This is a genomic window from Mycobacterium simiae (assembly GCF_008370645.1).
Classification (GTDB): domain Bacteria; phylum Actinomycetota; class Actinomycetes; order Mycobacteriales; family Mycobacteriaceae; genus Mycobacterium; species Mycobacterium simiae_A.
In genome coordinates this window covers 1-10,417 of the sequence record NZ_VTZN01000164.1, presented here as the reverse complement: position 1 = coordinate 10,417, position 10,417 = coordinate 1, and the positions used below count along the sequence as shown (strand labels likewise).

General features: G+C 65.8%; 6 protein-coding genes and 3 pseudogenes. 6 read left to right on the top strand and 3 right to left on the bottom strand.

What is annotated here, in order from left to right; translation table 11 throughout:
* The 6 genes and pseudogenes from drmA to F0Q45_RS20765 form a co-directional block, all read left to right on the top strand.
* Positions 1 to 2,482: DISARM system helicase DrmA (drmA, locus tag F0Q45_RS20790; protein ID WP_149655742.1), on the top strand; the 2,482-nt coding region annotated here is incomplete at its 5' end.
* The gene (gene drmB / locus F0Q45_RS20785) at positions 2,482 to 4,527 is read left to right on the top strand and encodes a DUF1998 domain-containing protein (protein WP_149655741.1); all 2,046 of its coding nucleotides are present in this window, start codon (positions 2,482 to 2,484) and stop codon (positions 4,525 to 4,527) included. The genes drmA and drmB, both read left to right, overlap by 1 nt.
* On the top strand, positions 4,524 to 5,222 hold the full coding sequence (drmC, locus tag F0Q45_RS20780; RefSeq protein ID WP_149655740.1) for a DISARM system phospholipase D-like protein DrmC: 699 nt from the start codon (positions 4,524 to 4,526) through the stop codon (positions 5,220 to 5,222). Before drmB ends, drmC begins: the two co-directional genes overlap by 4 nt.
* Positions 5,223 to 5,292: 70 nt before the next feature.
* Positions 5,293 to 5,493: a hypothetical protein gene (locus tag F0Q45_RS20775; protein ID WP_149655739.1), complete on the top strand. Its 201-nt coding sequence runs from the start codon at positions 5,293 to 5,295 to the stop codon at positions 5,491 to 5,493.
* A gap of 205 nt (positions 5,494 to 5,698) precedes the next feature.
* Positions 5,699 to 5,941: pseudogene (locus F0Q45_RS20770) on the top strand (type II toxin-antitoxin system VapB family antitoxin).
* Positions 5,938 to 6,300 (top strand): annotated as a pseudogene (locus F0Q45_RS20765) (type II toxin-antitoxin system VapC family toxin). Before F0Q45_RS20770 ends, F0Q45_RS20765 begins: the two co-directional pseudogenes overlap by 4 nt.
* 151 nt (positions 6,301 to 6,451) lie before the next feature.
* Here F0Q45_RS20765 and F0Q45_RS20760 read toward each other — a convergent pair.
* The 3 genes and pseudogenes from F0Q45_RS20760 to F0Q45_RS20750 form a co-directional block, all read right to left on the bottom strand.
* On the bottom strand, positions 6,452 to 7,603 hold the full coding sequence (locus F0Q45_RS20760; protein ID WP_149655738.1) for an FIST signal transduction protein: 1,152 nt from the start codon (positions 7,601 to 7,603) through the stop codon (positions 6,452 to 6,454).
* Positions 7,604 to 7,771: 168 nt separating this feature from the next.
* Positions 7,772 to 9,727, bottom strand: a pseudogene (locus F0Q45_RS20755) (SEC-C metal-binding domain-containing protein); the annotation flags it as partial.
* Between the two features lie 166 nt (positions 9,728 to 9,893).
* Positions 9,894 to 10,417, bottom strand: a 524-nt coding sequence (locus F0Q45_RS20750) for an amidohydrolase family protein (RefSeq protein ID WP_149655736.1), incomplete at its 5' end; no start/stop codon positions are given.

Below are 10,417 nucleotides of genomic sequence, written 5' to 3'. Positions count from 1 at the left end.
TCAGTTCATGAACCAGGTGATGCGCGACCAACGTGTCGCGTCTCAGGTTGCCGCGGAGCGAGCGTCGGATCCGTCGTTGTCTATCCAGGCGGCACAGGCCAAGGTCGCAGCGAAAGGCGACACTGCGGCGTCGTGGCGACCTTTCCAGCTGGCGTTCATCCTCATGCAGCTCGGCGCGTTGACCGACCCCACATCACCGCTGCGCAGTGCCGACCACCTGGCCTGCGTGGAGTTGCTCTTCTTCCCGACCGGTGGCGGCAAGACCGAGGCATACCTCGGTTTGGCGGCCTACACGTTCGCGATCCGCCGCCGACAAGGTGTCGTGGAATCGACCGAAGGCCCGCTCGACGGCCGCGACGGAGTGGCCGTGCTGATGCGATACACGTTGCGGCTGTTGACCGCCCAGCAATTCCAGCGCGCCACCGCGCTGATGTGTGCCGCCGAGCTGGCGCGGCGATCCGATGAAAACACCTGGGGGAGTGAGCCGTTCCGGATCGGGTTATGGGTGGGCACCGATGTGAGCCCGAAACGGTTCGAGGAAGCTGACGAACAGCTGATCAGAGCAAACGAGTACGGCGCACATCGCCTGACGGTGCTGCAGATTCAGCGTTGCCCGTGGTGCGGTACCCCGATCACCCCCGCGCAGGTGAGAGCCGACGCCACGCTGCGCCGGGTGTTCGTCTACTGCGGCGACGAGCTGTCACAGTGCCCGTTCGCCAAGGGTGGCACCGTGCTTGAGGGCCTGCCGGTGTTGACCGTGGACGAGGAGATCTACCGGCTCACCCCGGCGTTCGTCATCGCCACGGTCGACAAGTTCGCCCGGCTCGCCCGCGAAGGCGAGGCTGCGGCATTGTTCGGCTATGTCGGACGCCGGTGTGCCCGCCACGGTTACGTGCACCCGGACTACGGCGGCTGCAACATCACCACCGCACACCCGGCCACCAATGGCCAGCCGGCGGCGACGACGTACCCGGTGGGTCGGCTACGGCCACCGGACCTGATCATCCAGGACGAGCTGCACCTGATCACCGGGGCGTTGGGCACCTCGGTCGGGCTGTTCGAAGTGGCGGTGGAGACCCTCGCCTCGTGGCAGCGCCCGGACGGCAAACCGGTGCGGCCGTCGATCGTTGCGTCGACCGCGACAGTGCGCAACGCCCATGAGCAGGTCCGTGGCCTGTACGGGCGGCGGGTCGAGATCTTCCCGCCGCAGGTGCTCGATGTCGCCGACACCTTCTTCTCCGAGGAGATCCCGGTCAGCCAGAAGAACCCCGGCCGCCGATATGTCGGGGTGAGCGCCCAAGGGGTGCGCTTGGCCAGCGCGGAGATCCGGGTCTCAGAGGTGCTGCTGTCAGCGGGCCAACTGTTGTTCGACCGCTGCCACTCCGACGCCGACCCGTACATGACGCTAGTGGGTTATTTCAACGCGACCCGCGAATTGGCCGGCATGGCCCGGTATTTGGCCGACGACGTGCAGACCCGAGTTCGGCGGCCGCGCAAGGATTCCGGCTTCCCGCCCCGGCCGGGCGCCGCATTCGGCATGCTGCATACCGGCGAGCTGACGTCACGCATCGCGTCCTCGGAAATCGGGAAGACGCTGGACCGACTCGGCCTGGAATTCGACCCCGCGTATGACACCAACGCGGCGCTGCAAGCGCGGATCGCGGATCAAAAAGACGGCAAGAAGGTCGCAACCCGCAACGAGGCACCCTTCGACGTGATCCTTGCGACCTCGATGCTGCAGGTCGGCGTGGACGTGCAACGGCTCGGCCTGATGCTCGTGGTCGGGCAGCCGAAGAACACTGCCGAATACATCCAGGCCTCCTCCCGCGTCGGTCGTGACGCGACGAAGCCGGGGCTGGTGGTGACGCTCGGCAACTGGGCCCGGCCGCGTGATCTGGCGCATTTCGAGCAGTTCCGCCACTACCACGAGACGTTCTACGCGCAAGTCGAGGCGCTGTCGGTCACGCCATATTCGCCCACCGCGTTGGACCGCGGCATCGATGGCCTACTGGTCAGCGCGGCGCGGGTCATCCAGGCGCATCTGATCGATGGACTGTCACCCGAGCGCAATGCCTGGCGAATCAAGCACCAGCACAAGGCCGTCGAGCTCATCACCGAGCGGCTCAAGAAGCGCATCGCGGCGGCCGCCCAAGACGACGATGCCGCCAAGCGTGCCAGCGACCTGCTGATCAACCGGCTCGACCGATGGGCGGATCGGACGAAACACGCTGCCGAGATGGGCAAGACGCTGGTGTACGAGCGCACCGGTGAGGGTGATAGACATCTGCCGCTGATCATCAGCCCGGAAAATGCCAAGGCGTCGATCGGTGGCTCGACGCAGGCTCCGTTCGTCGTCGCAAACTCGATGCGTGAAGTGCAGCCGGAAATCAACGTGCTGGTCAGTCCCATCCCCGAGCGCCTGTTCGCACGGGCACCCGAGGGCGCGCCCGCATGGAACCTGCCGGCCGGGACGGAGGACTAATGACTGACACCGCCTCCGAGATGCTGCACGATGCCGCCAGCGCTTTGGACCCACTCGCCGACGTCGAAGAGGGCGTCGTCAAGAACCGCGCCAAGGTGGGCACCGCGCGCCCGTCGTCGCTGCTGTACACCTACGGACCCGGCGCGATCATGGACCTGCCGGGGTTCTCGGTGATGCCCGCCGGCCTGGATGACTGGGAGCCGATCTGGAAGCGGCGCGAGCACATTCCGACGATCATCGAGCCGCGCCTGCTCGACGTCGTGCGTCTGCACCTCGGCCCGCAGGTGGACGCGCTGCGGCCATTTCCCTGGCAGCCCAAACAGCGCGCATTCTCCAAAGAGGCTGGCGATCTTGGTATTCCAGCACGAGTGTTCCCACAATGGTTGCGCTGCACGGGTTGTGACTACCTTGGCCCGCTGCCGCGATTCAGCTACACCAACACTCACCCGTTTCGCCCGGACCTGGCGCAGTTCACCCACATGAGCTGCCCGGGCAGAGGCGTCGAGCGCACGGGCTCGAAGCCACGGAAGCGCGAGAGCCCGGCCGTCCCGGCTCAGCACTTGTTGACCTGCACCAACGGGCACCTCGACGAGTTCCCGTACCTGCTGTGGGTTCATCGAGGGGGCGCGTGTCCCAAGGCCGAAGCACCGGACCTGAAAATGCGCGACGCCAACGTCGGCAAGAGCGTCGGCTCCACGATCGGCTGTGCAGCCTGTGGGGCGACCCGCGGGATGGCCGAAGCCCAAGGCGTTGTCGGTCGCGACAAGCTGCCACAGAAATGTCGGGGCCGCCACCCGCACCTGAACGCCTTCGACACCAACTGTGAAGCCCGGCCCGCGCTGATCATGATGGGCGCATCGAACCTGTGGTTCGCCTCCACCCAGTCGATCATCGTGATGCCCACCGACGACGAGAAGACCGAAGCGCTCGCAGACCGGCTACGCGCCGAACTCGGCGTGGAACAAGTCAAGCAGTTCGCCGCACAGATCGATGTCATCCGAGCACTGGCCGGCGCAAAGAATATCGATGTGAAAGACGTTTCCGACGACAAGCTCGCCAAGGCGGTCGCCGAGGTCCTCACGCCGCCCGACCCCGACGAGGTGCGGCACGAGAAGCTCGCCGCGTGGGATCCGGTCGAGATGCTGGTCCCCGAGTGGCTTTACCTGCAGAAGCCGTCGTTGTTCCCGCAGCAGCCGAATACCAGCGGCCTGATGGTCACCGAGAAGCTTCGCGGTCCCGAACTGCACAACCGGATTAGCCGCGTGGTGGCCGTCAACAAAATGAAGAAAATCAACGCCTTCCTGGGGTTTACCCGGCTCGACGAGTTGGACCGGGTCAACGATGTGGTCAGCCGGCTGGTCAAGCTGACCCGCAACAGTAGACCTTCCTGGGTACCGGCGACCGAAGACCGCGGTGAAGGAATATTCCTGCAGCTCAACCTCTCTGAGGTCGAGGCGTGGGAGAACACGGTACTCGGCACGAAACTGTGGGCCGCACACCGAGACGCGCATCGCCGGAACTTCTGGCGGCGTTTCTCCGAAACGGCTGATGAGAAGATCGATCCCGACACCCGGTTGCCCGCGCCGCGATACTGGCTGTTGCACACCCTGTCACATGTGTTGATTCGTGAGATGGCCATGTCGTCTGGGTACGGCGCGGCCAGCCTGTCGGAACGCATCTACGGCTGGCGCACCTCGCCCCAGCGGGAAGGTGCGGCGGGATTGCTGATCTGCACCACAGCTTCCGACAGCGAGGGCACCCTGGGTGGCCTCGTGGCGCTATCCGAACCCCTTCGTCTGCAGGGTCTTGTCGCCGCTGCACTGCGGCGTGCGTCGCGTTGCTCGTCAGACCCGTTGTGCGCCATGCGGATCCCCAGCCCGCCAGAAGACTTCCTGCACGGCGCCGCCTGCCATTGCTGCTCGTTTGCGTCGGAGACATCATGCGAGAGGGCCAATCGGTTCCTCGACCGCCGGTTCCTGCTGACGCTGCCCGGCGCCGACGGCGAAGCCCTGCCGGGTCTCTTCGGGAGTCCCGGTGCCATATGAGTTCGTTTGCGGCACTGGGTGAGTACCTCACCGCCGGTGAGGCCGAGGCGCTTGCAGTGCTGTTCGAGGTGGGCGAACACACCGTTCACGCGTTGGGGTCGGTGAGCGCAACGCGCCGCGAGCGGGCCGCGAAGCTGCTGGCCAACGCCGGGCTCGGCCACGCCAATCCCGTCGTCTCCGCCGCAGTGCTTCGCGCCATCGCGGGGGCGAAATCTGTGCACAGCCAACTCGTCCCGGTGTGGACCATGCCGGGCAACGAGGCCACCATCGGACATCTGACCAGCGAGTTTCACCGCGTCGTCAGCGGTGCACGAGTCTCCGTGTCATGCGCGACGTACAACTTCTCGAAGAACTCGAACATGTGGGACACACTCAGGGATGTCTCCGAACAACCAGGCGTCACGGTATGCGTCTACGTCGACGGCGAGAAGGGCAACCCCACTGCGGTCAAGTCCCAGCTTCCCCGCGCCACGGTCTACCGGTCAACGCAGCTTCCCGGCGGAACCGCGATCGTCAGCCACACCAAGTTCATCGTCGTCGATCATGAGATCCTGCTGCTGACCAGTGCGAACTTCTCCTACAGTGCCGAGAATCGCAACATTGAGTTCGGGCTGCTGATTCATGACAACGGGCTGGCGGTGTCGATCGAGTCCACGATGACAAGCAAGCACGGCAGCCTGTATGAGGTGGTGTAGGTATCCGGAGCGTGCAGCCACTCGGACTTGTGTGAGTTGAGAAGCCTCGGACGCGCCACGCGAGGTGTAGATGAGCAGATTAGAACTCAATCAAGGTGTTGGCCGCACTGATGATGTCGTCAGCGTCAGCGTCGCTGGCCGCGAACACCGAGGCGGAAGGAGGGGACCGCAATTAGGAATCCAACAGATGCACCTGACGCCCGATCTCGGTGACGGCTTCGTCGACAACCTCTCTATTTCAATGCTTTTCAAGTCCGACGGTGACGCATAACCGGTACGTGGTCGTGGGTTTCCTTCTGCGGCAAGCCTTCGCGTTTGAGCGAATACGGATCTGAACGCTACTTATTCCCAGTTTGGGGGTCGGTCGCGAATGAGCTATGCGCTGGCTCGGGATTCGGTCGGACTCCAGTGAGAGCGACCGATAGGCCGCGTTCCTCCCCTACGCTGGCACCCTCGTGCTGGTAGACAGGTACCAGATGGCAATGAACATCAAAGATGCGTCCGTCTACGAAGCGGTAAAGCAGATCGCCACCATCACGGGTGAGTGCCAGGCGCAGGCGGTGGCGACTGCGGTCAAAGAGTGTCTGGCCCGGCTGTAGAGGGACGATCTCGCCGCCCGGCTCCTGGCCATCGGCCAGCAGACCGCCAGCCGGATGAGCCCAGAAACCAAACTGCACCACGCTGCACTGCTCTACGACGAGGCAGAACTACCGGCGTGATCGCGGACACGTCGGCGATCATTGCGATCCTCACCGAAGAAGCCGACGCCGCCCGTTACGCCCTGACTATCGCCGGCGCCGACGTGCGAAGGCTTTCTCCAGCAAGCTATCTCGAATGCAGGATCGTCTTGGATTCCCAACGTGACCCGATCATCGGCAGAGGTTTAGACTAGCTTCTCAGCGAAGCCGGGCTATTGGTGGAGCCGGTAACCGAGCGGCAGGCTGGCCGGGCTGCCCGCCAGGCCTACGCAGATTTCGGCAAAGGTAGCGGCCATCCGGCCGGTTTGAACTTCGGCGATTGCCTCTCCTACGCACTGGCGACCGACCTGCGCGAGCCGTTGTTATGGAAAAGGTGGTAAGGCAACGACTTTGGGCATACCGGTATCCGCTCCGCGCTACAGCAATGAATCCGTCACCGCCGACGCCGAAGCCCGGCGGCGCCGGCTTGTCGCGCGGAAAGTCGCGCAGAGGTGGGCATTTCGCATAGTGCTTCCGAGCGGTGAAGGGAACTCAGTCGGCGAACAGCGCCAACGACGCTGTGTAGCCGTGCAATGCATTGCGGCCGAAAACCGGGCCGATCTCCCCTGCGGCGAAGAACCCCGCCAGCGGAATCTCGCCCAACAGGTCCTCGATCGTCGACGCGTCGTGGTCGGCCACCCCGAACATCCGCCGCCCGCGCCCGTTGCAGGTGAACAGCAGCGCGCCAGCCGGACGCCCGCCCAGCTCGGCTGCTGCCCGCTCCACGGCCAGATGCAGGTCTTTGTCGGCCGACGCCGCGTCACGGACCTGGAACTGCACGGTGGTGCCGACTTCGACAACGTCGCCGATCTCGATCACCCCGGTCGAGGGGTCGGCACCGGCTAGCCCTCGAATCAGAAAGTCACCCTGACCTGGGGCTGCCAGGTGCTCGTCGACCACGATGCCGACTTGCAGACCACGGCTGATCAGTTGCTGCTCGTGCAGCGGCAGTCCTTCGACGATCTCCCGCAGGCGGTGCAGCGGCGGGCGGCCGCCCAGCTCGGTGATCACCGCGCCATCCGCTCCGGTGACGATGTAGGGACAGCCGATCGGCCGGCAGCCCTGAGACACGATCGAAACGCCGTGCACACCGGGCAGGCGCACCCCGACGAGCCCGGAGCTGAGCACGCCGTGGTCGCGGAAGAGCCGGGTGCCGCCCGGTCCCTGTCCACCGCTGACCAGGCCGCCCACCACGGTGGTTCCCGGCAGGTCGGTATTGAGGTGCTCGATGAGCAGGCTCGACGGGAATGTATAAGGGTCGGGCAACAGCAGGTGCAGATCGTGGGCGGTCCGGTCGAACCGATACCCGGTGAGCAGCCCGCCCGAGCCGGCGCGGACAAAGTCCAGTTGGAAGGTTTCGGCGGCCAGGCCCGACGCCAGCCACACCGCCACTGCGGGTGAGTCCTCTATCTCGTGCCGGCCGGCCACAACTGCCTGGGCGACGCAACCAATCAGCGGGGTTGATCCGACGATCCCCCGCACCGCGTTCAGCACGTCCGCTGCCTGGTCGGCGTGTGATCGTGAACCGAGCAACACGGCCAGCGACGGCGCCTCACCCGCGAGCTCATCGCACGCCTGCGTTGCCGCCGCTACCGCCGCCTCCCGCGCGCCGGGCGCGGTGGAAATCCCAACTCCGATCCGCACCCTTCCATCATGCGCCGCCCAGTGCCTGTTTCCGACTATTACGGCCACGGGTTGGGCAGAAACGCTCCGTCAGGCCCCCCGAACGGCGCGCAGCCGGTCAGCGTCCATGCCGCCCGTCCTGGCGCGGGGCGACCCCCGTTTCGTAGTCGCTATCAGCGCCTAGCGCGCCGGCGGCGCAAACCGGCGGCTCAGCTGAGCCACCAGCGTCACCGCGTCCGGCTGGGTGTCCAGCAGGTCGATCAGCGGATTACGCTCGGGCAGCTCGACCGGTTCCGCGCCGCCGAAAAATCGCGTGGTGTCCCCGGCGGGCAGCACCCGCGCGCATACCAGCTGTCCGGGCTTGAGCTGGCAGCTGGCTGCATGCTCTCGCACCTCGTGAGTGTCGTCGGTGCGCAGGTCGCGTACGGTGACGCTGTGGTCGCGCTGCACCCGCTGCACCTCGAACACCGACCGCTTCGCCAACAGCCACTGCTCGGCCAGCAGCCGCTCGTCGTCGGGCAGCAGCGACCCGCGCACCTCCAGAAACTTCTGAAACGCTCCACCCTCAAACAGCACCACGTCGATCACCAGCGGATCACCCAGCGCGGTAGTCAGGGCCTCGGGATCATCACCGGCGTGGCGCGAGCGTTCGTCGGCAACGCCGATCAGCAGGTCGTTCCAGCCACTCGTCAGCGCATGCTGGATAGCCTTCGCGTACAACCAGCGGGCCCGGTCGCTCAACGGCAGCTGCTCACGCCCGAGATGGCACTTCTTGTACTTGCGCCCAGACCCGCACCAACACAGGTCATTTCGGCCGATGTCGCGGCGCGGCTCGGCCCGGTACTGCTCCAGCAGCTCCGCCAGCGGGTAGTCCGGCTCAGCGCCGGCTCGGCGCAGCAACGCCAAACCGCGCTCGACGTCGCCGCGATCGGAGGCGATGCGAGCCAGATCGAACAAGGGCAACGGCCAATCCGGACTCATCGACTCGGCGGCCAGCAGGTCACGTTCGGCGGCCTCGATGTCGCCGATGCGCTCCATCGCCACCGCACGCAGCCACCGACACGCCACCCGCGCCGGACGAGGCACCTTCGGCTCCAGCACCACGGCGAACAAGGCCAGCGCGGCCGTCCCGGCGCCGTCGGTGTCAATGGTCTCGGCCACCACCAGCTCCGCCAGCAGCGGTTCCACGAGCGCGTCCCCGAACTCGGCGACCAGATCGACGAGCCTGTTGAACTCCGGCGTCGCCATCCAATCGACGGCTGCGGCCGTGGCCTCCTCCGGCGACTCCTTCTCGTCGGCGGCATCGAGCAACAGTGATATGTGGTCGTACAGCTTCAGCAGCGAGAACAGCGCGACGGCGTCGTCGGCGTCGAGGTCATATCGCTCGGCCAGCGCCATGCAACCCTGATCGAAACGCCAAGTGTTAAAAGCGAACCCGCCGGGCGCCAGCAAATCGCCGCCGCGCTCCAGACCGTAGTCGTCGACGATCTCGGACAGCGGCGGCAGCGGCTCGGTGAACAGTTGGGGATCGTCGGCGCACAGTGTCCATACCGCCGCGCCCAAGTATTTTGGCTCCTCGGCGTCGAGCGTCGCCGCCAGCCGAGCGCCCACGTCTTCGGCCGGCACCACCTCAGTGATCCGCTCGACCGCCAGCCCCCGTTCGGTCAGCCGCACCCCAACCAGGTCGCCCTGCGCCGCGCCCAACGCCGCTAATGTGCCCGACGCCAGGAGCAACGCCCCAAGCGGGTCGACCTCCTCGGCCGGGATTCCCCTCTGCTCAAGCAGCTCGTGATCGAACCCGGCCAGCGCCACCCGCAGCGGCGATCCGTCCGTAAGCCGCTGGTACCGCTCGTGGCGGCAGAGCTCCGCGATGGGGTCCAGATCTGGGGTGATCGCGAGAACGTCGTGGGCCAGCTCGTCAGCGCCGAGCCGGTGCGTGAACACCCGCCCCGCCAGCACGGTAGGAAGCCAGACCCAGCTATCATCGACTAATTGACTTGCAAGACATTCGATTTGATCGAGAACCTGATCTGGATTGGCCACGCCGCTGTCCCGTAGCCGCGCTACCAGGTCGTCCTGATGCAATGGGCCGTGTTCGGTCAGAATGCTTGCCAAGGTCTCGAACCCGCCGAAGGCAGCTGCCACGGCGACCACCCTATGCCGCGGCGGGCCGCGCCGCGAGTGCCGCCTGCGATGCGGGGCGGCGACGATGGCGGTCGGCCGTCGAAAGGTCTCGTTGGTCAGTTGGCCTTGTCGTGCGTTCTACCACGCGCGGCCCGCGGTACCGGCCCAGCTGGATACGTGGTCTTGCCTACCGGAGACTGCCTTTGACCAGGTGACCGTCCTTGATGATGGCGACAAATGCTTGCTCAGGCCGGGCGATCAACGAAATGTCGACAAGCGGATTGCCGTCGACGAGAACCAAGTCGGCCAGGGCTCCTTCGGCCACGACACCCAGCCGGCCCGGGTACGGGTTGCGCGGGCCGGACATGGCCAACAGCTCGGCGTTGCGGATCGTCGCCTGCTGCAGCACCTCGGCGGGCGTGAACCAGCGGGTGAGCTGGGCCAGCTGGGCGCCCTGCTGGCTGGCGAGAGTGGCGTCGAACAATATGTCGGTCCCGAAGGCGATCTTGACCTGGTGCTTGATTGCGAGTTGATACGCGGTGTCGGTGCCGGAGACCACCTGGCGGAGCTTCTCCCGAGTAGGCGGCGCAACCGGGATTATGGGCTCGGCGTCAAGGAATGGCTGCAGGCACCACCAGATGTCTTTCTCGGCGAGCAGCGCGGCGGTTTCCTCGTCGATGAGGTGGCCGTGTTCGACGCAACGGACCCCGG

Excerpts from the sequence above, each read along its gene's own strand:
- drmB (WP_149655741.1), top strand. The coding sequence starts at position 2,482 with ATGACTGACACCGCCTCCGAGATGCTGCACGATGCCGCCAGCGCTTTG.
- F0Q45_RS20775 (WP_149655739.1), top strand. The coding sequence starts at position 5,293 with ATGAGCAGATTAGAACTCAATCAAGGTGTTGGCCGCACTGATGATGTC.
- drmC (WP_149655740.1), top strand. The coding sequence starts at position 4,524 with ATGAGTTCGTTTGCGGCACTGGGTGAGTACCTCACCGCCGGTGAGGCC.